A 26,077-nucleotide genomic window follows, 5' to 3' on the forward strand; every position below is an offset into this window, starting at 1 on the left:
AAGAAGACATTTGGTGCAAATCCGTTGGTTTGCCGCTACACAACGCCGGGAGACCCACGAATTGGTGCAAGGCACCATGCGCCAGGGCGGTGCAAGTCAGGCGGAGAGCAGGAAAGGAGGCGACATGCAGCACGCGGCACAACCGCCACGCGGGGCGGTTGCTGCGCTGCGAAATCCCCAACGAACGTGGGGAAGGGTTATCCCTCGATGGGGATGGGCAGGGCTACGGCGCCGGCATCGGCCGGCGCCGTAGCGGTCAGGCCTGCGGAATCTCGATCTTGACCTCGAGCACTTCCAGGTTGTCCTGGCGCTCAAGGCTCACGCGCAGATCCTGGTCGCTGATCTTCACGTACTTCGAGATGACGGCCACCAGCTCGCGCTGCAGGGCCGGCAGGTAGTCGGCCGGCGCCGAATGGCCGGACCGCTCGTGGGCGAGGATGATCTGCAGCCGCTCTTTCGCGACCGACGCAGACTTTTTCTTCTCCCCGAGCAGGAAGGACAGGATCGACATATGGATGAGCCCTCCTTTTACTTGTTGCCGAAGATGCGCGAGAGCAGGCCCGGCTTCTGGTAGTCAGTGAAACGCAGCGGCTTGTCCTTGCCCAGGAAGCGGTCCACCACGTCGCCGTAGGCGTCGGCCACGTCGGTGCCTTCCAGGTGGATGGCCGGCGTGCCCTGGTTGGAAGCATGCAGCACGGCTTCCGATTCCGGCACCACGCCAATCAGCTTAATGCGCAGGATTTCCTGGATGTCGGTCAGCGACAGCATCTCGCCACCATGCACGCGCTTGGGGTTGTAGCGCGTGATCAGCAGGTGTTCCTTGATGGTCTCGCCTTCGCTGGCGCGCTTGGTCTTCGACGCCAGGATGCCCAGGATGCGGTCCGAGTCACGTACCGACGAGACTTCAGGGTTGGTGACGATCAGCGCCTCGTCGGCAAAGTACATGGCCATCAGCGCGCCGGTCTCGATGCCGGCCGGCGAATCGCAGACGATGAACTCGAAGTCCATGGCCTTCAGGTCGTTGATGACCTTTTCCACGCCCTCGCGCGTCAGCGCTTCCTTGTCGCGCGTCTGCGACGCCGGCAGGATGAACAGGTTCTCGCACTTCTTGTCCTTGATCAGCGCCTGGTGCAGGTTGGCTTCACCCTGCACCACGTTGATCAGGTCATACACCACGCGGCGCTCGCAACCCATAATCAGGTCTAGGTTGCGCAGGCCGACGTCGAAATCGATCACGGCAGTCTTGTGGCCACGCAGGGCCAGGCCGGCGGCGAAGCTCGCGCTGGTGGTGGTCTTGCCGACGCCTCCCTTGCCGGAGGTCACTACGATGATTTTTGCCATGGCTCTTGGTCCGGTATGAAAGTGGTTCGTCGTGATGGGCGCGGCGGTCATTTCATCCGCAGCGGTTCGAGAATCAGTTTTTCGTCGGCCAGGCGTACCTGGGCCGATTTGCCGAGCACGTCGGCCGGGAGCGTCTGCTCGGCCGTCCGGTAGATGCCGGCGATGGAAATCAGTTCGGGCTCCATGCACGTGCAGAAGATGCGCGCGTCCGGGTTGCCCTTGACGCCCGCCAGCGCACGGCCGCGCAGCGGGGCGTAGATATGGATGTTGCCTTCGGCGATGACCTCGGCGCCATAGCTGACCAGGTCCAGGATCACCACGTCGCCCTGCGCGTACACCTGCTGGCCCGAGCGCAGCGGCTTGTCGATCAGCAGCGTGGGAATGGCACGCGGCGTGGCGGCCGCGGCGTTGGCGGCGGCCATGATTTCGGCGATTTCCGATGCGCTGTCCTTGGCCGTACCCGATTCGGCGCCGCTGGCGGCCGGGATGGTGTCGGCCGGTGCGCCTTCGGCGGCCCGTTCGGAACCGTTTTCGGCGTCCGGCTTGTCCCGGGCGGCGTCGTCACGGCCGCCGCGCCGGCTCTGGCTGTCCAGCAGCGGCAGCCCGAAGCCGCCCGCCCAGCCGCGCTGGTCGGGGCGCGCCACCACGCCGATGGCGCGGGCATTCAGGGCGGAAAGGGTGTCGATCACGCGGTCCAGCGCCAGCGCGCTGTCGCCGTCCAGGCGGCGCAGGTCCAGCGCTACCACATCGTCGGAGAAGAAATCGGGGGTCGATTCAAAGCGGGAGAGGAGGTCATCCCGCAGCGCGTCCATGTCCGCGGTCTGCAGGGCGAGAAGGAGGGCGTCGACATTGCCACTGCGCAGCTCGAAACGTGGCGATTTCTTCTGAGACATAGCCGGGTGACCGTGGAAATGGGACATTCTAACGTCGGATTTCTCGGGAACTGTAACAAATCTTGGTGCGCATGCCGGGGGTGGACCATGCGGACCATATGCCCCGCGCAAGGGCGCGCGCATGTGGCGGGCCGGGCGGTATGGGTATCGATATGGGGCCGCGTTCGGGTACACCCTGATGTCAGAGCAACGCCTATCGCACGGTTGTCCTGCCCTTGTTACGATTGCGCATCTTGAAAGCGGAGGAGCCATGGGCGCCATCGTTAACTGTGCGGCCTATCGCAATGGCAAGAAGCTGGGCAAGGTGGATTTCGCCGATATCGGCCAGGTGCTGACGGAACCGGGCACGTTCGTCTGGCTGGGCCTGCACGAGCCCGATCTGACGCTGCTGCGCCGCGTGCAGCAGGCGTTCGGGCTGCATGACCTGGCCGTGGAAGACGCGCTGGACGCCCATCAGCGGCCCAAGCTCGAAACCTACGGCGATTCGGTGTTCGTGGTGCTCAACACCGTGCAGCTGGTGGGCGAGGAGGTGGTGGTGGGCGAGACCCACCTGTTCGTCGGCCCGAACTACGTGGTGTCGGTGCGCCACGGCGCCAGTTCTACCTATGCGCCGGTGCGCGAGCGCTGCGAGGAAGATCCGCACGGGCTGGCCAACGGCCCTGGCTACGTGCTGTACGCGCTGATGGACTTCGTGGTCGACCATTACCTGCCCATCCTCACGCGGCTGGAGGACACCTTCGAGCAGCTGGAGCAGGGCATTTTCCGGGACGAGTTCGACCGCGAGGCCATCCAGCGGCTCTACCACGTCAAACACCAGGTGCTGCGGCTGCGCAATGCCGTGTATCCGGTGGAGGATATGTGCGGCCAGCTGATCCGGTTGCATGAAGACCTGGTGCCCAAGGAACTGCGGGCCTACTTCCGCGACATCGAGGATCACTGCAGCCGCATCGTGCGATCGCTGGACGTGGTGCGCGAGATGCTGACCACGGCCGTGCAGGTCAACCTGGCGCTGGTGACCGTGACCCAGAACGAGGTGGTCAAGCGCCTGGCCGGGTGGGGCGCCATCCTGGCCGTGCCGACGGTGGTGTTTTCGCTGTACGGCATGAACTTCAGCTTCATGCCCGAGTTGAAGTGGCACTACGCGTATCCGGCGGTGATCGGCTTCACCGTGACGGCCTGCGGGCTGCTCTGGCGCAAGCTGCACCGGGCCGGCTGGATCTAGGCCGCAGGCAGCCGTAATGAGCGCCCCTCTCCCGCACGGAAGAGGGGCGAAAGCCGATCCACGCTTGGACACATTTCGGTCATTTTTATATTTCGTTTACACCCCCCCTCCGCCTCTCTACCCCGTTTTTACCCCCCGATCCCTAACCTCCTATCCGTGAATCACTCTGCAGGCGCCCCGCCTGCACACACATCATGGACGGGATCTATTTCCTCGTATTGCTGGCCTTCGGCGCGTTGACGGGCGCGCTGCTGGCCCTGTGCGCCGCGCTGGGCGCGAACCTGCCCGCTGGTCGCGGCGGCGCCGATGACACCGGCACGAAGCCTGGCCAGCCCAAGCATTCGGCAACCGACCGGAGGCTTTGATGGACTGGACCGACCTGCTTAGCGGCGGCCTGGCCGTCGCCATCTTCATCTATCTGCTCGTAGCACTGTTCCGGCCGGAGAAATTCTGATGCCTACGTCAACCTTCTCCCCGATCTCTTCCCAGTTCCTGGGGCTGCTTGTGCTGTTCCTTGCCGTGCTCTTCGTGGTGGGCCCGTTCCTGGGCCGCTACATGCGCCGGGCCCTCGAAGAGGGCAATTATGTGCTGACGGCATGGGGCCGTCCGCTCGAACGCGGGCTGTACCGCCTGGCCGGCGTGCGCGCCGATGCCGAAATGGGCTGGAAGCAGTACGCCGTCGCCGTGATCGTGTTCAACGTGATCGGCGTGATTGCCGTGTACGCCATCCAGCGGCTGCAAGGCGTGCTGCCGCTGAACCCGCAGGGGTTTGGCGCGGTGTCGCCCGATTCGTCGTTCAACACCGCCATCAGCTTCGTGGCCAACACCAACTGGCAGGGCTATGCCGGTGAGTCCACGATGAGCTACCTGACCCAGATGCTGGCGCTGACGGTGCAGAACTTCGTCTCGGCGGCCACCGGCATCGCGGTGGTATTCGCGCTGATCCGCGGCTTTGCCCGCCACAGCGCGCAGACCATCGGCAACTTCTGGGTCGATATGGTGCGCAGCACGCTGTATGTGCTGCTGCCCCTGTCGATCGTCATGGCCGTGGCGCTGGTGGGCCAGGGCGTGATCCAGAACTTCGACAGCTACAAGGATGTGTCGCTGGTGTCGGCCGTGGAATACACGCAGCCCAAGGTCGACGCGACCGGGCAGCCCGTGCTGGACCGCGAAGGCAAGCCCGTTACCGAGGACGCGAAGACTGCCACGCAGACACTGGCCATGGGTCCGGTGGCGTCGCAGGAGGCAATCAAGATGCTGGGCACCAACGGTGGCGGTTTCTTCAACGCCAACTCGGCCCATCCGTTCGAGAACCCGACGCCCCTGGCGAACCTGATCGAGATGCTGGCCATCTTCCTGATCCCCGCCGCGCTGTGCTTCACGTTTGGCGAGATGGTCCGGGACCGGCGCCAGGGCGTGGCCGTGATTGCGTCGATGACCGTGATCTTCGTGGTGATGGCGCTGGCGGCGATGGCGTCCGAACTGCAGGTCAACGCCGCGCTGTCGGCGCTGCCGGTTGACCATGTCGCGTCGGCGCTGCAGGCCGGCGGCAACATGGAAGGCAAGGAGGTGCGCTTCGGCATCTCGGCCAGCGCGCTGTTTGCGACGATCACCACGGCCGCGTCGTGCGGCGCCGTGAACGCCATGCACGACTCGTTCACCGCCATCGGCGGCCTGGTGCCGATGCTGCTGATGCAGTTGGGCGAGGTGGTCTTTGGCGGCGTGGGATCCGGCCTGTACGGCATGCTGGTCTACGCGGTGCTGGCGGTCTTTATCGCGGGCCTGATGATCGGCCGCACGCCCGAGTACCTGGGCAAGAAGATCGAGGCCTACGAGATGAAGATGGCCGCCGTGGCCATCCTGGTCACGCCGCTGCTGGTGCTGGTCGGCACGGCCATCGCGGTGATGGCCGAACCGGGCCGCGCCGGGGTGTTCAACCCGGGCACGCACGGCTTCTCGGAAATCCTGTACGCGCTGTCGTCGGCGGCCAACAACAACGGCAGCGCCTTTGCCGGACTGTCCGCCAACACGCCGTTCTACAACGTGCTGCTGGCCGCGGCGATGTGGTTCGGCCGCTTCTGGATCATCGTACCGGTGCTGGCCATGGCCGGATCGCTGGCCGCCAAGCGTCGCACGCCGGCCACGTCAGGCACGATGCCCACGCACGGCCCGCTGTTCGTGGTGCTGCTGGTGGGTTCGGTCCTGCTGGTTGGCGCATTGACCTACGTGCCCGCGCTGGCGCTGGGCCCGGTCGCAGAACAACTGCAGCCCGCCGCCGTTGCGGCGGCAGCCAAGTAATTCGCGGAGATTCTCATGCAACAACAATCCCCGGCGACGCGTAACACCCCGGCCGCGCCGTCGCGTCCCACCGGTACGGCCCCCAACGCCACCACCACGGCGGTCAGCGGCGGCGTGCCGCATCACCCACGCCCCGCGCGCGGCATGTTCTCGCCCGAACTGGTCAAGCCGGCCATGCTCGATGCGCTGCGCAAGCTCACGCCGCGTGCGCAGCTGCGCAATCCCGTGATGTTCGTGGTCTACGCGGGCAGCATCCTGACGACGATCCTGTTCCTGCGTGCCTGGCTCAGCCCGGTGCATGGCGGTGAGTCCGCGGGCTTCATCCTGGCCGTTGCCGTCTGGCTGTGGTTCACGGTGCTGTTCGCCAACTTTGCCGAAGCCCTGGCCGAAGGCCGCAGCAAACAGCAGGCCGCCGCGCTGCGTGGGCTCAAGACCACCACCATGGCGCGCGTGGTGCGTCGGGGGCGCGGCGATGCGCGCGCCCCCGGTGCCACCGAGCCGGTGATCGCCACCGATCTGCGTCGCGGTGACATCGTGCTGGTCGAAGCCGGCGAGATGATTCCTGGTGACGGCGAGGTCATCGAAGGCGTGGCGTCAGTCGACGAAAGCGCCATCACGGGTGAATCGGCCCCGGTGATCCGCGAATCGGGGGGCGACTTCTCGTCGGTCACGGGCGGCACGCGCGTGCTGTCCGACTGGATCGTGGTCCGCATCACGACCAATCCCGGCGAAAGCTTCATCGACCGCATGATCAGCATGGTCGAAGGCGCCAAGCGCCAGAAGACGCCGAACGAACTGGCGCTGACGATCCTGCTGGTGGGGCTGACGCTGGTGCTGCTGCTGGCCACCGCCACGCTGCAGCCGTACTCGCTGTACGCCGTGCTGGTGACCAAGGCCGGCGTGCCGGTATCGGTGACGGTGCTGGTGGCGCTGCTTGTATGCCTGATCCCGACGACGATCGGCGGCCTGCTCTCGGCCATCGGCGTGGCCGGCATGAGCCGCATGATGGAAGCCAACGTGATCGCCACGTCGGGCCGCGCGGTGGAGGCCGCCGGCGACGTCGACGTGCTGCTGCTGGACAAGACCGGCACGATCACGCACGGCAATCGCCAGGCTGCACGCTTTATCTGCGCTCCGGGCGTGAACGAACGCCAGCTGGCCGAGGCCGCCTGGCTGTCGTCGCTGGCCGATGAAACGCCCGAAGGCCGCAGCATCGTCGCGCTGGCGCGCCAGCAACCGGGCGTGACCGCGCCGGAGATGGGCACGCGCGGGTTGGCCGCACCGGTCTTCGTGCCGTTCACCGCGCAGACGCGCATGAGCGGCGTCGATGTGGCGCAAGGCAACGTCGTGCGCAGCGTGCGCAAGGGCGCGGCCGATGCGGTGCGCCGCTACGTGACCGAGCGCGCCGGCAAGTTCCCCGAGGCGGTCATGCAGGCCGTCGACGATGTGGCACGCGCCGGCAGCACGCCCCTGGTGGTGGCCGAGGCGCTGTCCGAAGGCACCGAGGACAGCGTGCGCGTGCTGGGCGTGGTCGAGCTCAAGGACATCGTCAAGACCGGCATCCGCGAGCGCTTTGGCGAACTGCGCAAGATGGGCATCCGCACCGTGATGATCACCGGCGACAACCGCCTGACGGCGGCATCGATCGCGGCCGAAGCCGGCGTCGACGACTTCCTGGCCGAAGCCACGCCCGAAGCCAAGCTGGCGCTGATCCGCGAATACCAGGCGCAGGGCCGCCTGGTGGCGATGACCGGTGACGGCACCAACGACGCCCCCGCGCTGGCGCAGGCCGACGTAGCGGTGGCCATGAACAGCGGCACGCAGGCCGCCCGCGAGGCCGGCAACATGGTCGACCTGGACAGCAACCCGACCAAGCTGATCGAGATCGTCGAGATCGGCAAGCAGATGCTGATGACGCGCGGATCGCTGACCACGTTCAGCGTGGCCAACGACGTGGCCAAGTATTTCGCGATCATCCCGGCGGCATTCGCCACCACGTATCCGCAACTGAACCTGCTGAACGTGATGCATCTGTCCACGCCGGCGTCGGCCATCATGTCGGCCGTGATCTTCAACGCGCTGATCATCGTGGCGCTGATTCCGCTGGCGCTGCGCGGCGTGGTGTATCGCCCGCTGGGCGCCGCCATCCTGCTGCGCCGCAACCTGCTGATATACGGGCTGGGCGGCATCCTGGTGCCGTTTGTCGGCATCAAGCTGATCGACCTGTTCCTGACGATGTTCGGCTGGATCTGAGTACGGAGAACTGCAATGTCTTCACAAGCCCAAATCAATACCCTGCCCGAACCGGCACGCCAGGCAGGCATGCTGCGCCCGGCGTTTACCGTGTTCGTCGGCCTGTCCATCGTCACGGGGCTGCTCTATCCGGGCGTGGTCACCGGCATCGCTCGCGCGGTGTTTCCGCACCAGGCCGCCGGGTCGCTGATCGTGCAGAACGGCAAGGTGGTTGGCTCCGAGCTGATCGGCCAGCCGTTCTCGGACGCGAAATACTTCTGGGGCCGCCTGTCGGCCACGGCGCCGATGCCGTACAACGGCGCGGCGTCGGTGGGCTCGAACCTGGGCCCGACCAACCCGGCGCTGACCGACGCGGCCCGCGCACGCATCGACGCGCTGCGTGCGGCCGACCCGGATAACCATGCGCCGGTGCCGGTGGATCTGGTCACGGCGTCGGGTAGCGGGCTGGATCCGCATATCAGCCCGGCCGCAGCCGCGTACCAGGCCGCCCGCGTGGCACGGGTGCGTGGCATCGCGCAGCAGAAGGTGGACGCGCTGATCGCCGTCAACACAGAAGGGCCGGGGCTTGGCGTGCTGGGCGAGCCCGGTGTCAATGTGCTGAAGCTGAACCTGGCGCTGGATGCTGCGAAGTAGACGCGTAGTTGTTGATGCGCTTACCCTCTCCCCCGCCCCTCTCCCGCAGGCGGGTGAGGGGAGCACACCCCCCGCAGTCGACATGCCGCTGGTTGTCTCTCCTTTCCCGCAGGCGGGAGAGGGGCCGGGGGAGAGGGCCGGCGCGTGCAAACACAAGACCTGCCTGCGTGGCACAATCCCCGCACGATGACTGACACCGCCCGCCCGGACCCCGACGCCCTGCTGCAACGCATGCAGGCGGATGGCGTGCGCGCCGCGCGCGGCAAGCTGCGGGTCTACTTTGGTGCATCGGCCGGCGTGGGCAAGACCTTTGCCATGCTGGCGGCCGCGCGGGCCTTGCGCGAGCAGGGCGTGGACATGGTGATCGGCGTGGTCGAAACCCACGGCCGCGCCGAAACCGAATCGCTGGTGGATGGCCTGGAGCGACTGCCGCTGCGCGATGTGCCCTATCGGGACCGCGTGCTGCAGGAGTTCGATCTCGATGGCGCGCTGGCGCGGCGCCCTGCGCTGGTGCTCGTCGACGAACTCGCGCACTCGAACGCGGCGGGCAGCCGCCATCCCAAGCGCTGGCAGGACATCCAGGAACTGCAGGCCGCCGGCATCGACGTCTGGACCACGGTCAACGTCCAGCACCTGGACAGCCTGAACCAGGCCGTGGGCGGCATCACCGGCGTGCGCGTCTGGGAAACCGTGCCCGACGCCGTGTTCGATGGCGCCGATGAAGTGGTGCTGGTGGACCTGCCCGCCGACGAACTGCTGCGCCGGCTGCGCGAAGGCAAGGTGTACCTGCCCGAGCAGGCGCGCCACGCGGCCCGCCATTTCTTCCGCAAGGGCAATCTGATCGCGCTGCGCGAACTGGCGCTGCGCCGCACCGCCGATCGCGTCGATGACGACGTGCGCGCCTACCGCCATGCCGAGGCGATCCAGCCGGTCTGGCGCACGCGCGAGGCCGTGCTGGCGTGCATTGGCACCGGCGACGATGCCGAACAGGTGGTGCGCAGCGCGCGGCGCCTGGCCAGCCAGCTCGACTGCGACTGGCACGTGGTCACCATCGCCACGCCACGGCTGATGCCGCTGGCCGACCCCATTCGCGTGCGCGTGCGCGCGGCCATGCAACTGGCCGAGGAACTGGGCGCCCGCACCGAGACGCTGGCCGGACACGACATGGTCAAATCGGTAGCGGGCTACGTGCGCCGCCACAACCTGACCAAGGTGCTGGTGGGGCGCGCCCGTACCGACTGGCACGCCGAAGGCAGCCTGGTGAACCAGGCGCGCATGTGGCTGGCGCGCGCGTTGTCGCCGGTAGTGGGCGCGGGCAACCGGCTGATCGGCAGGCAGACGTTTGCCGATGCGCTGGCGGCCGGATGCCCCGAGATCGACGTGATCCGCGTAGCCGCCGACACCACGCGTGCCGATCTGCGGCCGCGCGCGCCGCAGATGGTGACGCCCCACGACGATGCCGAGGCGCAGGCCGCCATCGAGGCTCGGGCCGAACTGGCACGCACGCGCCGGCGCGACTACGCGTTCGCCTTGGTGTGGTGCGCCGGTGCCACGGGGCTGTCGATGCTGGCGCGTCCGTGGTTCGACCTGGTCAACATCGCCATGTTGTTCCTGGCCGGCGTGGTTGGCGTGGCCTTGCGCCATGGCCGGGGGCCGGCGGCGCTGGCATCGGTGCTGGCGGTGGCGGCGTTCGATTTCTTCTTCGTGGCGCCCACGATGTCGTTTGCCGTCAGCGATGTGCAGTACCTGCTGACGTTCTTTGTCCTGCTGACGGTCGGCCTCGTCATCGGTCAGCTGACAGCTGGCCTGCGCGAGCAGGCGCAGGTGGCCGTGCGGCGCGAAACCGATGCGCGCACGCTGTATGAACTGGCCCGCGAACTGTCGGCCGCGCTGACCACGGAGCAGGTGGTCGAGATCGGCAGCCGCTTCATGCGCGCCGCGTTCGAGGCGCATGTGACGTTCTTCCTGGTGTCAGAGCAGGGGCGGCTGGTGCCAATGACGCGCGGCACCCCGGCCGAGCACGCTGACAAGACCGACAAGGGCGAGGCCATCGACACGGTGCTGGCGCAATGGGTGTTCGACCATGGCCAACCGGCCGGCACAGGCACCCATACGCTGCCCGGCAGCACGGTGCTCTACCTGCCGCTGAAGGCGCCGATGCAGACGCGTGGCGTGCTGGCCGTGGAGCCGCGCGCCTGGCACGCGCTGGCCGAGCCCGAACTGCGGCGCCAGGCCGATGTCTTCACCACGCTGATCGCCATCGGCATCGAGCGGCTGCACTACGTGGAAGTGGCGCAGCGCGCGCTGGTGTCGATCGAATCGGAACGGCTGCGTAGCTCGCTGCTGGCCGCCGTGTCGCACGACCTGCGCACGCCGCTGACGGGGCTGATCGGCATGGCCGAGACGCTGCAGCGGGCCACGCCACCGCTGGCAGGCGACGTGGCCGAGACGGTCGACGCCATGCGCGGCCAGGCGCTGCGCATGCGCACCATGGTGGTGAACCTGCTCGACATGGCCAGGCTACAGCAGCACGACGTGTCGCTGCAGCGCGGCTGGCAATCGCTGGAGGAACTGGTGGGCGCGGCACTGGCGTCGATGCGCGAGGCACTGAAGGCGCATCGCGTGCAGGTGACCGACCTGTCCGCGCTGCCGCTGGTGGAGTGCGACGGCGTGCTGATGGAGCGCGTGCTGTGCAACCTGCTGGAGAACGCAGCCAAGTACACCGCGCCCGGCACCGTGGTGCGCATCCGCGGCGAGCTGCTGGACGACGAAGTGCGCCTGGTCGTCGAGGACGAAGGCCCCGGCGTGGCGCCGGGCCAGGAGCGCCACATCTTCGAGAAATTCACGCGCGGCCAGCGCGAATCGGCTACCGCCGGCGTGGGCCTGGGGCTGGCCGTGTGCGACGCCATTATGCAGGCCCACGGTGGCCGCATCTGGGTGGAATCGGCCGGCCCCGGCGCACGCTTCATGCTGGCGCTGCCGCGCGGCAATCCTCCCGCCGTCGAGCCGGAACCGCTCGACGCCATCCTTCCTGATCCGCACTGAGATGCCATTCGATTATTCGCCGACCGTGTTGCTGGTCGAGGACGAACCCCATATCCGCCGCTTCGTGCGTGAATCGCTGCAGGCCGAAGGCTGCACAGTGCACGAGGCCGACACGCTCAAGCGTGGCCTGATCGACGCCGGCACGCGCCAGCCGGACATCGTGATCCTGGACCTGGGCCTGCCCGATGGCGACGGCATGACGCTGATCCGCGAAATGCGCACCTGGACGGAGGTGCCGGTGCTGGTGCTGTCCGCGCGCACCGACGAAGCCGACAAGATCGCCGCGCTCGATGCCGGTGCCGACGACTACCTGACCAAGCCGTTCGGCGTGGGCGAACTGGTGGCGCGCGTGCGCGTGCTGCTGCGCCGCCACGCGAAGACGAACCCGCAGGGCACGCCGCAGATCACGTTCGGCGATGTCCGCGTGGACATGGCCAACCGGCTGGTCACGCGCGGCGACGCGCAGGTGCATCTGACCCCCATCGAATACCGGCTGCTGGCGGTGCTGATCGCCCATCGCGGCAAGGTCATGACCCATCGCGAACTGCTGCGCGAGGTCTGGGGGCCGGCCCACTCGGAAAGCAGCCACTACCTGCGTGTCTACATGGGACACCTGCGCCACAAGCTGGAACTGGACCCCGCGCAGCCGGTGCACCTGCTGACCGAGGTGGGCGTCGGATACCGGTTCGCGGGATAGGTAGGGCAGGCTGGGAAGGCCGGAGAAGCAGGAAGGCCGGAGAGACAGGGCGCACCCATCACAGGACGCCCGGTCGCGCGATGGAACCGTTCTGGTCTACCAGATTCCATGGCCCTGTACGTCGAGTTTGGAAGGATTGGATGGCCATCGTGGCAGCCAGGGCGATCACGCCAGCTACCGCGAGGGCGATTCCGAAACTGACTTCTGGAGCGACGCAATGACACAAAACGTATCTCAGCAGGCCGCCGCACTGGCCGCAGGCGTTCAATATTTCCGCGCCAACAGCACGGGCCCCGATGCAACCGCCACCGGCACCAACGCCATTGCCATTGGGGATACGGCCCTGGTGGATGGCGATCACAACACCCTGGCGATCGGCACGGGCGCCCACAGTGGCGGGAACTACAGCGCGGCGGTGGGCCGGGAGGCGACGGCCACGGCCGTCTGGTCGACGGCGCTCGGTGCCCAAAGCGCCGCCATCGGCGAAAAAAGTACCGCGCTGGGCAGTTCTACCGTGGCATCGGCCATCAACACCATGGCCGTGGGTATCAAGGCTGCCGCCGTTGCCGAAAGCGCGACGGCGTTCGGGCAACTGGCCAATGCGACGGCGCCTTATAGCGTTGCCATTGGCGTGGCCAGTGCGGCCACCGCGGGCGACGCTATCGCTATCGGCACCAAGGCCGGTGCCTCGGCAGCCAATTCGATCGCACTGGGCCTGGCCCTGGTATCCGCCGCACGGGGCATCGCGATTGGCGACCAGAGCTATGTCAGTGGTTCGCAGGCCGTGGCGATCGCATCGAATTTCAGCGCCAGCGCGTTGTTTGCCGATGCGATCGGGGCGAAGTCGCAAGCCACGCAGCCCGGTGCCGTTGCCCTGGGAACCAGCTCGACGGCCACGGCGATCTTCAGTCTCGCCCTGGGCAGCCAGGCACGAGCCAATGTGGATTACGGTGTGGCGCTGGGCAATGAATCGGTTTGCGATCGTCCGATGGCGGTGTCGGTTGGCCGCGAAGGCGTGCGGACGCGGTAAATCGTGAATGTGGCGGCGGCGACACAAGGCACCGACGCGGTGAATCTTGAACAGCTTCAGCAGGAACTGGTCAGATCGCCGCGCTGGCCACGCGCGTGACGGCACTGGAAAACGCCTGATTCTCTGACTGGCGTGCTGCCCCGCAATGGCGTGCCATCGGCGGGGCGCCGACACGCTTCCTTTTATAGTATTCATACTAAGAATATTGAATCGTATTCAATCGTAAACAAAATCCTTTAAGTGAATAAGCGCGCCGATGGATAGCCAACTACACTGAATTGACCGTCTCACTGTCCAGCACCGTCCCCGCCGGCCTTCGGAGTTTCGCCATGCCCGCATCCGTCGCCTCGAAGATCCGTCTGGCCTTGCTGGTGCTTGCCTCGGTCGCCGGCTTGCACGCCTACGCGGCTGCCGAACCCCCCGCTCCCGCCCAGGCCCAGACCCGCGAAGCCGTCACTGCCTACGAGGCTGGCCATTTCGATGCTGCGCTGAAGGGCTTCGCCGAGGCGGCGCAGAAAGGCAACCGGCTGGCCCAGTTCAATTACGCAATGATGCTGCTGCGTGGCGAAGGCACGACAGCCAAGCCCCAGGAAGCACTGGTCTGGCTGCGCCGCGCGGCCGACAACCAGATGACACATGCGCAGTACACATTCGGGGATCTGTACGAGCGCGGCGAGCTGGTGCCGAAGTCGCTGGAGGAAGCCAACCGCTGGTATGAGCGCGCGGCGCAGGGCGGCCATATCCAGGCGCAGATGGCGCTGGCCACCAACTACTTCACGGGGCGTGGCGTGCCGCTGGACTACGGCAAGGCGTTCACCTGGTACTCGAAGGCGGCCGCCGCCGGCGACGGCGGGGCGCAGTACATCGTGGGCAGCTACTACGAGCGCGGCTACCCGGGCATCGTGGACAAGGATATCGAGCAGGCCAAGATCTGGTACGCCCGGGCGGCGTCGCACGGCGATCCCGGCGCGCTGGCCAAGCTGCGGTCCTTGCTGGAGGAAGGCCTGCGCGCGAAGAATCAGATGTAGGAGATATCGGCCGGCGCGGTTGCCGGCCGCCGCCCGTCGGCAGGGAACGGGCAGGCGGTACAAGTCTTGCTAAGCCTGACGCTACACACAACCCCGGGGGTCGCCAGTGGTCACGCACGTCGCGCTGAGTCATGTCACACACTACCGCTATGACCGTCCGGTGCAGTTGTCGCCGCAGGTTGTACGCCTGCGTCCGGCACCGCATTGCCGCACGCCGATCCTGGCCTACTCGCTGCGCATCGAACCGGTGCAGCATTTCGTCAACTGGCAGCAGGACCCATTCTCGAACTACCTGGCCCGCCTGGTGATTCCGGAGAAAACCACGGAATTCCGCGTGACGGTGGACCTGATCGCCGAGATGGCGGTCTACAACCCGTTCGATTTCTTCCTGGAGCCGTCGGCCGAGAAGATTCCGTTTGCCTACGATGCCGGGCTGGCGCACGACCTCGCGCCCTACCTGGCAAAAGACCCGCTGACGCCGCGCCTTTCCACCTTTGTCGACAGCATCGACCGCGCGCCGCGTGCCACGCTGGATTTCCTGGTGGACCTGAACCAGCGGCTGCAGCGCGAGATCCGCTACCTGATCCGCATGGAACCGGGCGTGCAGTCGCCCGAGACCACGCTGGAAAACGCGTCGGGATCGTGCCGCGACACCGGTTGGCTGCTTGTGCAGACGTTGCGGCATCTGGGGCTGGCCGCGCGCTTCGTGTCCGGCTATCTGCTGCAGCTGACCCCCGATGTGAAAGCCGTGGATGGCCCGGTGGGCGCCGAAGCCGATTTCACCGACCTGCACGCCTGGTGCGAGGTCTACCTGCCCGGCGCAGGCTGGATCGGGCTCGATCCCACGTCGGGGCTGCTGGCCGGCGAGGGCCATATTCCGCTGGCCTGCACGCCGGAGCCCAGCAGCGCGGCGCCGGTCAGCGGGGCGGTGGACGAGTGTGAGGTGACGTTCGAGCACCATATGTCGATCGCGCGCATCTACGAGTCGCCGCGCGTGACCAAGCCCTATACCGATGCGCAGTGGACGGCCATTGACGCAGCCGGCCTGGCCGTCGACCGCCAGCTGCAGGCGCTCGACGTACGGTTGACGATGGGCGGCGAGCCCACCTTCGTCGCCGCGCGCGACCGTGACGGCGCCGAGTGGAACACCGATGCGCTGGGGCCCACCAAGCGCGGCCTGGCCACCGAACTGGTGCACAAGTTGCGGGCGCGCTACGGCGAAGGCGGCTTCCTGCATTTCGGCCAGGGCAAGTGGTATCCCGGCGAACAGTTGCCGCGCTGGGCGCTGTCGATCTGCTGGCGTGCCGATGGGCAGCCTTGCTGGCAGGACCCATCGCTGTTTGCCGACGAGCGCCAGCTCGACCACTACACGCCGGCCGATGCCCAGCGCTTTCTCGACACGCTGGCGCGGCGGCTCGGGCTCGACGCCAGCGCCGTCACGCCCGGCTACGAGGACGTCTGGTACTACCTGTGGCGCGAGCGCCGGCTACCCGTCAACGTCGATCCGTTCGAGGCGAAGCTCGACGACGAAATGGAGCGCACCCGGCTGCGGCGCGTGTTCGACGCCGGGCTGTCCAGCGTCACCGGCTACGTGCTGCCGCTGGCGCGCGACAGTCAGGACGATAGTCAGGGCGGCGGCTGGCTGACCAGCCGCTGGTTCGTGCGCGACGAACGCATGTACCTGCTGCCCGGCGATTCGCCGATGGGTTACCGGCTGCCGCTCGATTCGCTGCCGTGGGTGTCGAAGGCCGACTACCCGTGGCAATTCGAGCAGGACCCGTTCGCACCCCGCTCGCCGCTGCCAACGGCGGCGCCGCTGCGCGCGCAATCGCCGGCCGCCGCCTACAGCCCGGCGGCAATGGCCGCACGCCGGGCCGAAGCGCGTGGCCAGCCACGCCCGGGTGGCAAGCTCGCCACGCCGGCCATGGCGCCGGCGCGCGGAGAATCGGCCGGCGACACCATCCGCACGGCGCTCTGCGTGGAGGTGCGCCACCCAAGCCGTGCCGCCGGCCCCGCCGTCGAAGCCAAGTCCATGGATGACAAGCGCGGCATCCTCTATGTCTTCATGCCGCCGCTGACCGTGCTGGAGGATTACCTGGCGCTGCTGTCGGAGGTGGAAGCCACCGCCGCCGAACTGGGCGTGAGGATCGTGCTGGAAGGTTATCCGCCTCCGCGCGACCCGCGTCTGAAGCTGCTGCAGGTGACGCCAGACCCGGGCGTGATCGAGGTTAACATCCATCCCGCCGCCAACTGGCCGGAACTGGTGGACCACACCGACTACCTGTACCAGGCCGCGCACGAAACGCACCTGTCCACCGAGAAGTTCATGCTCGACGGGCGCCACACCGGCACCGGCGGCGGCAACCACTTCGTGCTGGGCGGCGCCACGGCGGCCGACAGCCCGTTCCTGCGCCGACCCGACGTGCTGGCCAGCCTGATCGCGTACTGGCTCAACCATCCGTCGCTGTCGTACCTGTTCTCGGGGCTGTTCATCGGACCGACCAGCCAGGCGCCCCGCGTGGACGAGGCGCGCAACGACCAGGTCTACGAACTGGACATCGCGTTCGACGAACTGCGCCGCCAGCTTGACCTGTGCGAGGTGATGGGCAATGGCCAGGTGCCGCCGTGGCTGATCGACCGCATCCTGCGCAACCTGCTGGTCGACGTGACGGGCAACACGCACCGTTCCGAGTTCTGCATCGACAAGCTGTACTCGCCCGACGGGCCCACGGGCCGGCTGGGGCTGCTGGAACTGCGCGCGTTCGAGATGCCGCCGCACGCGCGCATGAGCCTGGTGCAGCAACTGCTGCTGCGCGCGATGGTGGCACGCTTCTGGCGCACGCCGTACACGGCGCGGCTGACGCGCTGGGGCAGCGCGCTGCACGACCGGTTCATGCTTGGCACCTTCGTGCAGATGGATTTCGACGATGTGCTGGCCGAAATGCGCGCCGCCGGCTTTGTCTTCGAGTCGAGCTGGTTCGCGCCGCATTTCGAGTTCCGCTTCCCGCGCGTGGGCGAGGTCGACGTGGCGGGGCTGTCGCTGACGCTGCGCACCGCGCTGGAGCCGTGGCATGTGATGGGCGAGGAGGGTGCGCCCGGCGGCAACGTACGCTATGTCGATTCGTCGGTGGAACGCATCGAGGTCAGCGTGCTGGGCATGAACGACAACCGGCACGTGGTCACGGTCAACGGCCAGACCATTCCGCTGCAGCCTACCGGGCGGGCCGGCGAGTTCGTGGCCGGGGTGCGCTATCGCGCCTGGGCGCCGCCTTCGTCGCTGCATCCCACCATCCCGTCGCACGCGCCGCTGACCTTCGACGTGGTGGATACGTGGATGGACCGCAGCCTGGGCGGCTGTCAGTATCATGTTTCGCACCCGGGCGGCCGTAATTACCAGACATTCCCGGTCAATGCATACGAGGCGGAAAGTCGTCGCCTGGCGCGGTTCTTCGCGATCGGGCATACGCCGGGGCGGTCGGTGGCGCCGCCGCCACGCCGCAGTCTGGAATTCCCGTTCACGCTGGACCTGCGCGATATTGCGTAGTGCACCGGCGTAACCGGCATGTCCGGCGTGCCCAGCCCACAGGAGAAACGTCAGCCGTGCCGTTGCAGTCGTCGCTGCCTTTCGATGGATCGGATCTTGCCGACGCCCCGGCCGCCTTGGCGGGCCGGCTGGCGCTGCCCGTGCCCGATGGCCATCGCGACGAACTGCGCCTGCCCGACGGCACGCTGCGCGAACCGTGGGCGCGCTTCTTCGGCATCCTGGACGACCTCCGCCCCGCCGCGCTGAATGCCCATGCGGCGGCGGTGTCGCGCCGCATCCGCGACAACGGCGTGACGTACAACGTCTACGCCGACCAGGGCGGCGCGCGCGCCTGGCAGCTGGAGGTATTCCCGTTCCTGGTGTCCGAAGCCGACTGGGCCGCGATCGAGGCCGGCGTGACCCAGCGCGCCACGCTGGCCAACGCCATGCTGGCCGACATCTACGGGCCGCAGACCCTGCTGCGGCGCGGGCTGCTGCCGCCGGGGCTGGTCTACGGGCATCCCGGCTATCTGCGCCCGCTCAAGGGCTACCAGCCGCCGGGCGGCAGCTTCCTGCAGACCATCGCGGTGGATCTAGTGCACACCGACGATGGCTGGACGGTCATCGCGCATCGCACCGAGACGCCGTCGGGCATGGGCTACGCGCTGGAAAACCGGCTCATCATCTCGGGCCAGTATGCCGAGGCGTTTCGCGAACTGCGCGTGCGGCGCCTGCCGCCGGCCTTCGCGCAGTTGATCTCGACGCTGGCGCATGCCGCGCCCGCCGCGCCGGTGGGTCTGGCGGAAGAGGGCGCCAGCGCAGGCATGGGTACGGGCGCAGGGACGGGCACAGTTGTCGGTACAGGGCGGCAGATCGTGCTGCTGTCGCCGGGCCCGTTCAACGAGACCTACTTCGAGCACACGTTCCTGGCCCGCTACCTGGGCATCACGCTGGTCGAGGGCAAGGACCTGACCGTGCGCAACGACGTGGTGTACCTGAAGACATTCGGCGGGCTGGAGCGCGTGGACGTGATCCTGCGCCGGCTCGACGATGTGTTCTGCGATCCGCTGGAACTGCGCAGCGATTCCATGCTCGGCGTGCCCGGCCTGCTGGAGGCGATGCGCGCGGGCAACGTGGTGGTGTCGAACGTGCCAGGGTCGGGCTTCCTGGAGTCGCCGGCCATCCACGGGTTCCTGCCCGGCATCGCGCAGGCCCTGCTGGATGAACCGCTGGCGCTGCCGTCGGTCATGAGCTGGTGGTGCGGCGAGGCCGCCGCGCAGGACGCCGCGCTGCGCCTGCTCGATGAAGCCTTCGTGATGCCTACCTATCCGCGCACGCCGGCCGATGCCTTGCTGGGCATGGAGAGAGGGCTGCAGCCGCTCGATGCCTGGCGCGCCCGCATCGCCGAAACGCCAGATCGCTTTACGCTGCAGGCGCCATTGCCGCTCTCGCATACGCCTTGCTGGGAGCCCGGCGACAAGGGCGGCGGAAGGATCGGCTCGCGTGCGGCCATGCTGCGCGTGTTCGCGGTGGCCGATGGCAATGGTGGCTGGCAGGTCATGCCGGGCGGCTTCACGCGGCTGGCGCCGCCGCACCTGGAAGCCGTATCGATGCAGCTTGGCGGCACCAGCGCCGACACGTGGGTGCTGTCGAACCAGCCCGCACAGGGGCTGATGCCGTCGCCGCGCGCCGGGTCGGTATTCCCGCCACCGTCACCGTCGCCACGTACCACGCTGCCGTCGCTGGGCACGACGGCGGTGACACGGCCGCTGGCCGTATCGAGCCGAGCCGCCGAGAACCTGTTCTGGGCTGGCCGCTATGCCGAGCGCGCCGAGAACGTGGTGCGCGTGTGCCGCCAGATCCTGGGATCGATCGAATCGAACGACGAGACCGACGAGGGCACGCTGAACATGCTGGGCCTGCTGGCGCAGTGGTTCGGACTGGTGGCGCCGAACACCCCGTCGCCGCAGGCGTCGCTGCGCGTGTTCGAGCGCAGCCTGGTCTCCACGCTGGCTGATCCGCACGCGGTGACGGGGCTGATGCCGACGCTGGCCAGCCATGCCCGCGCCGCCAACGAGATCCGCAACCGGTTGTCGAACGACCACTGGCGCACGATTCTGGCCGCGCGCAACGACTTCCAGGATGCGATGGCCGATGCCGCATGCCAGGCTGGCACGGCGGGCCACGGCGAGGGGGCCTACGACCGCTCGAAGGTGCTGGTGGCGCTGGAGCATCTGTCGATGCAGCTTGGCGCGATCAGCGGCGCGCAGGGCGACCGCATGACGCGCGACGAAGCGTGGCGGCTGGTCTTTATCGGCCGCCATATCGAGCGGCTCGGCACGCTGGCGCTGTTTCTGGAGGTGGCGGAGGGCAGCGGCGCGCTGGCGTCGCGCAGCGGCTTCGACATGCTGTTGCACCTGTTCGACAGCACGCTGACGTACCGCTCGCTGTTTCCGGGGCGGTCCGATGTGGCGGCGCTGGTCGACCTGCTGGTGCTGGAGCCGACCAACCCGCGCGGCCTCTACGGCGTGCTGGACCGCCTGCGCGACAAGCTCGCGCAACTGCCAACCGGCGCTACGGCCCAAGCGCGCGTGCCGCTGGCCGAACTGCTGCCGCCGACGACGGCGCTGCCGTCGCGCTCGCTGCTGTGCGTACGCGAGAAGGATCGCTACCCGAAGCTGGCGGCGCTGTGCGACCAGCTTGGCGGGCGCATGGCCAAGCTGTCCGAAGAAATCGGCGGCCGCTACTTCAGCCATGCCGGCGTGGCGCCGGAAACGGACCTGCCATGAGCGATCCGCTGAGCAAGGCCGAGCCGCGGGCGCTGCCGGAGTCGACCGGGTCGCCCGAGCTGCCCGAGCCGCTTGAGCCGCTTGAGCCGCCATCGACGCCCACCACGCTCGACGTGCATCACGTCACCACGTATCAGTACGCCTGGCCCGTGGAGCATGCGCAGCAGCGTGCCGTGGTGACGCCGCCGTCGTACCCGTGGCAGGCCGTGAGCGCGCACCGGACCGATGTGGAGCCAGCCCCGTCGCACCAGCACATGCGCACCGATGCGTTTGGCAACAACGTGCTGCATTTCATGCTCGATGTGCCGCACGAGACGATGCGCCTGACCACCTGCAGTACGGTCACGCTCACGCCGCGCTGGGCCGCGTTCGATCCCGCGCAAGGCATGCCGTGGGAAGAGGCGGCCCAGCGGCTGCGCTACCGAGCCGGCCAGCCGTTCCATCCGGAGGCCGAATTCGCGTACGCGTCGCCGAACGTGGCGCTGCACGCCGACCTGCGCGACTACGCGCGGCGCAGCTTCACCCCGGGTGTGACCGTGGCGGCCGGTGCCATCGACCTGATGCATCGCATCCACGCCGACTTCGAGTACCACGGCGAGACCACCGAAGTGCATACGCCCGCGCTGGAGGCCTTTGCGCTGCGTAGCGGCGTCTGCCAGGACTTTGCGCAGGTGATGATCGGCTGCCTGCGCTCCATCGGCCTGGCCGCGCGCTATGTCAGCGGCTATTTGTGCACCGATCCGCCGCCGGGCGAGCCGCGCCTGCTGGGTGCCGATGCCTCGCACGCGTGGGCCGGCGTGTGGTGCCCCACCAACGGCTGGATCGATCTCGATCCCACCAACGACGTGCTGGCCGACACGCGCCACGTGACCCTGGCCATCGCACGCGACTACAGCGACGTGCCGCTGCTGCACGGCGTGATCGTCGGCGGCGGCGAGCACACGGTGGAGGTGGAGGTGAGCGTGGTACCGGTGATGGATGCCGAGTCCGAGTCCCTCTGCCCCGAGCGATCGCCCGCAGCCCAGCGCGACGTGCCCGCCGGGCGCAGCTGATCCCGCGTCGGCGCGTCTTGCCATCGGCGGCGACAGCCGGTGCGCATGCCTGATCCTATTCCATCCGACAAGGCCATGGATTGCACCGCCCGGCGCGTTGCGTCACGCATGCGGCCGCCGCCTCGTGCGCCCGTTGGGCTGTCGGCCATGGAAGATAGGTGTTCCATCCGGTTCCATGTTCCCCCGCGCAGTTGTCTGGAAGGATTGACTTGCCAATGGGGCGGCGCCGCGCTTGCTGCGCTGCAGACCCAGGGCTATCCAGAAGGGGACGTGCGATGACAACGAATGAACGGACGGCAACGCCGAGGCGCAGGCGCCAGGTCTTCCGAACAATGCGGGGCTGCCGGAGGAGGGCGTCAAGTACTTCCGGACTAGCGCGGGGACCGGACGCATCCGCTACGGGATTCAACGCCGTCGCCATCGGGCTGAATGCTGTCGCCTCGATGAGCAACGCCGTGGCCTTGGGCTGCTGGGCGACGTCGACCCAGGACAACGGCGTTGCGATTGGCACCTACGCCAATGCCAGCGCAACGAATTCGACTTCAGTCGGCAACAAGAGCGTCGCATCGGCCTTGGGAGCGTCGCTCTGGGAGATCGCTCCACGGCCGATCAGGAGTACTTTGTATCGGTCGGCAATCCGGATCGGCAACGCACCATCGTGTACCTGGCACCGGGCGAGGTGTCGAGCGCCAGCACCGATGCCGTCAACGGCAGCCAGCTCTACGCCACGGACCAGCGCGTGACGGCGCTGGAGTATTTCCACGTCAACAGTTTCAAGCCCAACGAGGAGGCCGCTGGTGGCGATGCCATCGCGATTGGGCCCCCTGGCGGACGCATCGGGCAGCGGTGGCATGGCGCTGGGCCTGGAAGCGGTGGCAAGTGGCCAAAGCTCGACCGCGCTGGGCAGCAACGCCGTCAGCGGCGCGGACTGGGCGCAGGCCATCGGCAGCCGTGCGGCAGCCATCGGCACAGGCGACGTGGCCGTCGGCGTGAACGCCCAGGCCAACGGTGGGGGCACCGCCGCGCTGGCCGTGGGGACGAGTGCCAGCGCAACCGGTGCCGGCGCCACGGCGCTCGGTCGTCAGGCCAGCGCCACGGCGTCGGACAGCGTTGCCATCGGCCAGGGCAGCGTCGCGAATCGCGAGGGCACGGTATCGGTGGGCACGCTGCTGAAGCCGCGCCGCATCGTGCACGTGATGAAGGGCGAGCTCGATTCGGATGCCGCCACGGTGGGCCAGCTCAAGGACGCCGGGTTGAACCTGAACGCGGCTGGCGAGGTGTCCAACGCGTTCGTGGCCTATGACGACGCCACCCTTGGTTGCGTGACGCTGTCCAACACGGTGGTCACGAACCTGGCGCTCGGCGAGCTGACGGAAGCCAGCCAGGATGCGGTGACCGGCGCGCAGCTGTTCGCCGTGAGCCAGGAACTCGGCGAGGCCATCACCGCACTGGGCCAGATCCACACCGCCATGGACGAGATCACGACCGGCGACGCCGGGGTGATGTACTTCCACGTCGACTCGACCGCGGCGGATGCCGGCGCCAGCGGCACCAACGCCCTGGCCATCGGCCCGAATGCCTGGCCGATCAGTACCGGCGCGGCGGCCGTGGGCGACGCCACCGTGGTGAGCGCGACGGCTGGCCTGGCATTGGGCGCGGGCGCCAACGTGTCGGGGTCGTACAGCGTGGCCATCGGCCAAGGCAGCCTGGCGGACCGCCCGAACACCGTGTGGGTGGGGTCGTCGGCCGCACGGCGCCGCATCGTCAACGTGGAGGCCGGGGTGGCCGGGGTGGCCGAGTCCGACGCGGTCACGGTGGGGCAATTGCGCGCCGCCGGGCTGGACGTGAACGTGGCCGGCAACGTCAGGAACGCATTCCTGGCCTACGACGACAGCTCGAAGGCCCGCGCCACGCTGGACAACACGCTGGTGACCGGGCTGCGCGCGGCCGACCTGAGCCAGTTGAGCACCGATGCGGTGGTAGGCGGCCAGCTGTTCGAGACCAACGCCAAGGTGACGAAGAACACGCAGGACATCGCCGGCCTTGCGCAGACCGTGGCGGGCATCAGCACGGGCGATGCCGACCTGAAGTACGTGCAGGTGAAGTCCACGGGTTCCGAGGCGACGGCCAATGGCAACAACGCCATCGCCATCGGGCCGCAGGCGCTGGCCAAGGGCGGTGGCAGCATCGTGGTGGGCGACGGCGCGACCATGGCCAGCACGGGCAGCGGCATCGTGCTGGGCCGCAGCGCGCGGGTCGAGAGTGGCGCTGGCGGCGAGGGGGCGATTGCGGTGGGCAATGCAGCGTATGTATCGGCCAACAGCGCGGTGGTGATCGGCGCCTCGGCCTCGGCATCGAAGACCGACAACGTGGCGATTGGCGGCGTGGCGGCGGCATCGGGCACGACGACGGTGGCGATTGGTGCCAACGCCGTGGCCTCCGCGACGAACGGCGTGGCACTCGACGCCAAGTCGGCGTGCGACCGCGCCAAATCGGTGTCGGTCGGCAGCGCCAGCCTGCAACGGCAGATCATCAACGTGGCAGCGGGTACGTCATCGACCGACGCCGTCAACGTCGGCCAGCTCACCACGATGCTGGCGGAACGCGACGCGCTGCTGGCCAGCCTGCAGGAGCGCCTGGCCGCTCTGGAGTCAGCATGATCGACGCCGCCCCGCTGATCGGTGCAAAAAAAAGGGCCACGCGCGAGCGTGGCCGTTTCGTCAGAAGAGGACCGGATCAGATGGCGATCAGGCTAGCTTCTTCTTCAGCAGGTCGTTGACCTGGGCCGGGTTGGCCTTGCCCTTGGTGGCCTTCATCGCCTGGCCCACCAGCGCGTTGAACGCCTTTTCCTTGCCGGCGCGGAATTCCTCCACCGACTTGGCGTTGGCGGCCAGCACGTCGTCGATGATCTTTTCCAGCTCGCCCGTGTCGGACATCTGCTTCAGGCCCTTGGCCGCGATGATCGCATCGGCGTCGCCGTCGGACTCGCCGGCCCACATCGCCGGGAACACATCCTTCTTGGCCGTGTTGTTCGATACCGTGCCGTCGACAATGCGAGATAGCAGTTTCGCCAGTTGAGCCGGGCGCACCGGCGCTTCGTCGATGGTGATGCCATCGCGGTTCAGTTGCGATGCCACGTCGCCCATCAGCCAGTTGGCGGCGGGCTTGGCGCTGGCGGCGCCCACTTCCTTGACTACAGCCTCGAAGTAGCCGGCCAGGGCCTTGCTCGCGGTAATCGTGCTCGCGTCATAGGCCGACAGGCCGTATTGCGCGACAAAGCGCGCCTGCATGGCGGCCGGCAGTTCGGGCAGCGCGCCCTTCACGCGGTCGATCCAGGCTGCGTCGATTTCCAGCGGCATCAGGTCCGGATCGGGGAAGTAGCGGTAGTCGTGTGCGTCTTCCTTGGTACGCATCGCCCGCGTCTCGCCGGTGTCCGGGTCGAACAGCACGGTGGCCTGGACGATGTCGCGGCCGTCTTCGATTTCAGCAATCTGCCATTGCACTTCGTAGTCGATGGCCTGCTGCAGGAAGCGGAACGAGTTCAGGTTCTTGATCTCGCGGCGCGTGCCGAACTTCTCCTGGCCCACCGGGCGCACGGACACGTTGGCGTCGCAGCGGAAGCTGCCTTCCTGCATGTTGCCGTCGCAGATACCCAGCCACACCACGAGCGAATGCAGCGCCTTGGCATAGGCCACGGCTTCGGCCGAGCTGCGCATGTCGGGCTCGGTCACGATTTCCAGCAGCGGCGTGCCGGCGCGATTCAGGTCGATGCCGGTCATGCCCGCAAAGTCTTCGTGCAGCGACTTGCCGGCGTCTTCTTCCAGGTGGGCGCGCGTCAGGTTGATGGTCTTCTCGTAGACGCCCTGCTTGCCTTCCACCTGCACCGTGATCTGGCCGCCTTGTACCACCGGGATCTCGTACTGGCTGATCTGGTAGCCCTTTGGCAGGTCGGGGTAGAAGTAATTCTTGCGCGCGAAGATGCTGCGCGGCGCGATCTTGGCGTCAATCGACAGGCCGAACTGGATGGCGCGCTCGACGGCACCCTTGTTGAGCACGGGCAACACGCCCGGCAGCGCCAGGTCGACGGGCGAAGCCTGCGTATTGGCCTCGGCCCCGAACGCGGTGGAGGTGCCGGAGAAAATCTTGGAGGCCGTGGAGAGCTGTGCATGCGTCTCCAGGCCGATCACCACTTCCCATTGCATGGCGGTTTTCCTAATCTGAGTGCTTTTCTGTATAGGTTGGTTCGGTTGCCGAATTCCGGCCCTGCGGGGTC

The 26,077-nt window shown here is 67.7% G+C and carries 18 protein-coding genes and 2 pseudogenes; 16 read left to right on the plus strand and 4 right to left on the minus strand.

What is annotated here, in order from left to right; translation table 11 throughout:
- Nucleotides 1-256: 256 nt before the first annotated feature.
- Genes minE through minC form a run of 3 tightly spaced genes read right to left on the minus strand, consistent with a single transcriptional unit; the run spans nucleotide 257 to nucleotide 2,234 of the window.
- A complete protein-coding gene (gene minE / locus CYJ10_RS01210; protein ID WP_008645119.1) occupies nucleotides 257-511 on the minus strand; it encodes a cell division topological specificity factor MinE in 255 nt (84 codons plus the stop codon).
- Between the two features lie 17 nt (nucleotides 512-528).
- A complete protein-coding gene (minD, locus tag CYJ10_RS01215) occupies nucleotides 529-1,341 on the minus strand; it encodes a septum site-determining protein MinD (protein WP_101679758.1) in 813 nt (270 codons plus the stop codon).
- A 47-nt stretch (nucleotides 1,342-1,388) separates the two neighbouring features.
- Nucleotides 1,389-2,234, minus strand: coding sequence for a septum site-determining protein MinC (gene minC, locus CYJ10_RS01220; protein ID WP_101679759.1), 846 nt, complete (start codon nucleotides 2,232-2,234; stop codon nucleotides 1,389-1,391).
- A 250-nt stretch (nucleotides 2,235-2,484) separates the two neighbouring features.
- Here minC and CYJ10_RS01225 point away from each other — a divergent pair, with 250 nt between their 5' ends.
- The 16 genes and pseudogenes from CYJ10_RS01225 to CYJ10_RS01290 all read left to right on the plus strand — a co-directional run.
- Nucleotides 2,485-3,456 carry a magnesium and cobalt transport protein CorA gene (locus CYJ10_RS01225; protein ID WP_101679760.1) on the plus strand — a complete coding sequence of 324 codons (972 nt, stop codon included), beginning with the start codon at nucleotides 2,485-2,487 and terminating at the stop codon, nucleotides 3,454-3,456.
- Nucleotides 3,457-3,650: 194 nt separating this feature from the next.
- The gene (locus tag CYJ10_RS34010; protein ID WP_180862816.1) at nucleotides 3,651-3,821 is read left to right on the plus strand and encodes a hypothetical protein; all 171 of its coding nucleotides are present in this window, start codon (nucleotides 3,651-3,653) and stop codon (nucleotides 3,819-3,821) included.
- Nucleotides 3,821-3,910 carry a K(+)-transporting ATPase subunit F gene (gene kdpF / locus CYJ10_RS01230; protein ID WP_092600435.1) on the plus strand — a complete coding sequence of 30 codons (90 nt, stop codon included), beginning with the start codon at nucleotides 3,821-3,823 and terminating at the stop codon, nucleotides 3,908-3,910. The genes CYJ10_RS34010 and kdpF overlap by 1 nt, the downstream gene beginning before the upstream one ends.
- Nucleotides 3,910-5,754: a potassium-transporting ATPase subunit KdpA gene (gene kdpA, locus CYJ10_RS01235; RefSeq protein WP_101679761.1), complete on the plus strand. Its 1,845-nt coding sequence runs from the start codon at nucleotides 3,910-3,912 to the stop codon at nucleotides 5,752-5,754. The genes kdpF and kdpA overlap by 1 nt, the downstream gene beginning before the upstream one ends.
- A 15-nt stretch (nucleotides 5,755-5,769) precedes the next feature.
- Nucleotides 5,770-8,007 carry a potassium-transporting ATPase subunit KdpB gene (gene kdpB, locus CYJ10_RS01240; RefSeq protein WP_101679762.1) on the plus strand — a complete coding sequence of 746 codons (2,238 nt, stop codon included), beginning with the start codon at nucleotides 5,770-5,772 and terminating at the stop codon, nucleotides 8,005-8,007.
- A gap of 15 nt (nucleotides 8,008-8,022) precedes the next feature.
- Nucleotides 8,023-8,640: a potassium-transporting ATPase subunit KdpC gene (kdpC, locus tag CYJ10_RS01245; protein ID WP_101679763.1), complete on the plus strand. Its 618-nt coding sequence runs from the start codon at nucleotides 8,023-8,025 to the stop codon at nucleotides 8,638-8,640.
- Nucleotides 8,641-8,826: 186 nt separating this feature from the next.
- Nucleotides 8,827-11,685 carry a sensor histidine kinase gene (locus CYJ10_RS01250; protein ID WP_101679764.1) on the plus strand — a complete coding sequence of 953 codons (2,859 nt, stop codon included), beginning with the start codon at nucleotides 8,827-8,829 and terminating at the stop codon, nucleotides 11,683-11,685.
- Nucleotide 11,686: 1 nt separating this feature from the next.
- The gene (gene kdpE / locus CYJ10_RS01255) at nucleotides 11,687-12,382 is read left to right on the plus strand and encodes a two-component system response regulator KdpE (RefSeq protein ID WP_101679765.1); all 696 of its coding nucleotides are present in this window, start codon (nucleotides 11,687-11,689) and stop codon (nucleotides 12,380-12,382) included.
- Nucleotides 12,383-12,599: 217 nt separating this feature from the next.
- Entirely contained in the window at nucleotides 12,600-13,412 is an 813-nt protein-coding gene (locus CYJ10_RS01260) for a hypothetical protein (protein ID WP_146001983.1), read from the plus strand.
- A 3-nt stretch (nucleotides 13,413-13,415) separates the two neighbouring features.
- Nucleotides 13,416-13,511 (plus strand): hypothetical protein, encoded by a 96-nt coding sequence (locus CYJ10_RS35145; protein WP_219621409.1) that lies wholly within the window; start codon nucleotides 13,416-13,418, stop codon nucleotides 13,509-13,511.
- Between the two features lie 230 nt (nucleotides 13,512-13,741).
- Nucleotides 13,742-14,440, plus strand: a complete 699-nt coding sequence (locus CYJ10_RS01265) for a tetratricopeptide repeat protein (protein ID WP_101679767.1) — start codon at nucleotides 13,742-13,744, stop codon at nucleotides 14,438-14,440.
- A 106-nt stretch (nucleotides 14,441-14,546) separates the two neighbouring features.
- Complete coding sequence (locus tag CYJ10_RS01270; RefSeq protein WP_101679768.1) at nucleotides 14,547-17,984, plus strand: transglutaminase family protein; 3,438 nt, start codon at nucleotides 14,547-14,549, stop codon at nucleotides 17,982-17,984.
- Nucleotides 17,985-18,040: 56 nt separating this feature from the next.
- On the plus strand, nucleotides 18,041-20,752 hold the full coding sequence (locus tag CYJ10_RS01275) for a circularly permuted type 2 ATP-grasp protein (RefSeq protein ID WP_101679769.1): 2,712 nt from the start codon (nucleotides 18,041-18,043) through the stop codon (nucleotides 20,750-20,752).
- Nucleotides 20,749-21,804 carry a transglutaminase family protein gene (locus CYJ10_RS01280; RefSeq protein WP_101679770.1) on the plus strand — a complete coding sequence of 352 codons (1,056 nt, stop codon included), beginning with the start codon at nucleotides 20,749-20,751 and terminating at the stop codon, nucleotides 21,802-21,804. Before CYJ10_RS01275 ends, CYJ10_RS01280 begins: the two co-directional genes overlap by 4 nt.
- 332 nt (nucleotides 21,805-22,136) lie before the next feature.
- Nucleotides 22,137-22,331: pseudogene (locus CYJ10_RS35150) on the plus strand (hypothetical protein); the annotation flags it as partial.
- Between the two features lie 342 nt (nucleotides 22,332-22,673).
- Nucleotides 22,674-24,398 (plus strand): annotated as a pseudogene (locus tag CYJ10_RS01290) (YadA family autotransporter adhesin); the annotation flags it as partial.
- Nucleotides 24,399-24,551: 153 nt separating this feature from the next.
- Here CYJ10_RS01290 and gatB read toward each other — a convergent pair.
- Nucleotides 24,552-26,021 (minus strand): Asp-tRNA(Asn)/Glu-tRNA(Gln) amidotransferase subunit GatB, encoded by a 1,470-nt coding sequence (gatB, locus tag CYJ10_RS01295; RefSeq protein ID WP_257993071.1) that lies wholly within the window; start codon nucleotides 26,019-26,021, stop codon nucleotides 24,552-24,554.
- Nucleotides 26,022-26,077 lie beyond the last annotated feature (56 nt).

Source organism: Cupriavidus pauculus (genome assembly GCF_002858765.1).
GTDB classification, from domain to species: Bacteria; Pseudomonadota; Gammaproteobacteria; order Burkholderiales; family Burkholderiaceae; genus Cupriavidus; species Cupriavidus pauculus_B.

Coding starts and splice junctions, on each gene's coding strand:
- minE (WP_008645119.1), bottom strand. CDS start 511: ATGTCGATCCTGTCCTTCCTGCTCGGGGAGAAGAAAAAGTCTGCGTCG.
- minD (WP_101679758.1), bottom strand. CDS start 1,341: ATGGCAAAAATCATCGTAGTGACCTCCGGCAAGGGAGGCGTCGGCAAG.
- minC (WP_101679759.1), bottom strand. CDS start 2,234: ATGTCTCAGAAGAAATCGCCACGTTTCGAGCTGCGCAGTGGCAATGTC.
- CYJ10_RS01225 (WP_101679760.1), top strand. CDS start 2,485: ATGGGCGCCATCGTTAACTGTGCGGCCTATCGCAATGGCAAGAAGCTG.
- CYJ10_RS34010 (WP_180862816.1), top strand. CDS start 3,651: ATGGACGGGATCTATTTCCTCGTATTGCTGGCCTTCGGCGCGTTGACG.
- kdpF (WP_092600435.1), top strand. CDS start 3,821: ATGGACTGGACCGACCTGCTTAGCGGCGGCCTGGCCGTCGCCATCTTC.
- kdpA (WP_101679761.1), top strand. CDS start 3,910: ATGCCTACGTCAACCTTCTCCCCGATCTCTTCCCAGTTCCTGGGGCTG.
- kdpB (WP_101679762.1), top strand. CDS start 5,770: ATGCAACAACAATCCCCGGCGACGCGTAACACCCCGGCCGCGCCGTCG.
- kdpC (WP_101679763.1), top strand. CDS start 8,023: ATGTCTTCACAAGCCCAAATCAATACCCTGCCCGAACCGGCACGCCAG.
- CYJ10_RS01250 (WP_101679764.1), top strand. CDS start 8,827: ATGACTGACACCGCCCGCCCGGACCCCGACGCCCTGCTGCAACGCATG.
- kdpE (WP_101679765.1), top strand. CDS start 11,687: ATGCCATTCGATTATTCGCCGACCGTGTTGCTGGTCGAGGACGAACCC.
- CYJ10_RS01260 (WP_146001983.1), top strand. CDS start 12,600: ATGACACAAAACGTATCTCAGCAGGCCGCCGCACTGGCCGCAGGCGTT.
- CYJ10_RS01265 (WP_101679767.1), top strand. CDS start 13,742: ATGCCCGCATCCGTCGCCTCGAAGATCCGTCTGGCCTTGCTGGTGCTT.
- CYJ10_RS01280 (WP_101679770.1), top strand. CDS start 20,749: ATGAGCGATCCGCTGAGCAAGGCCGAGCCGCGGGCGCTGCCGGAGTCG.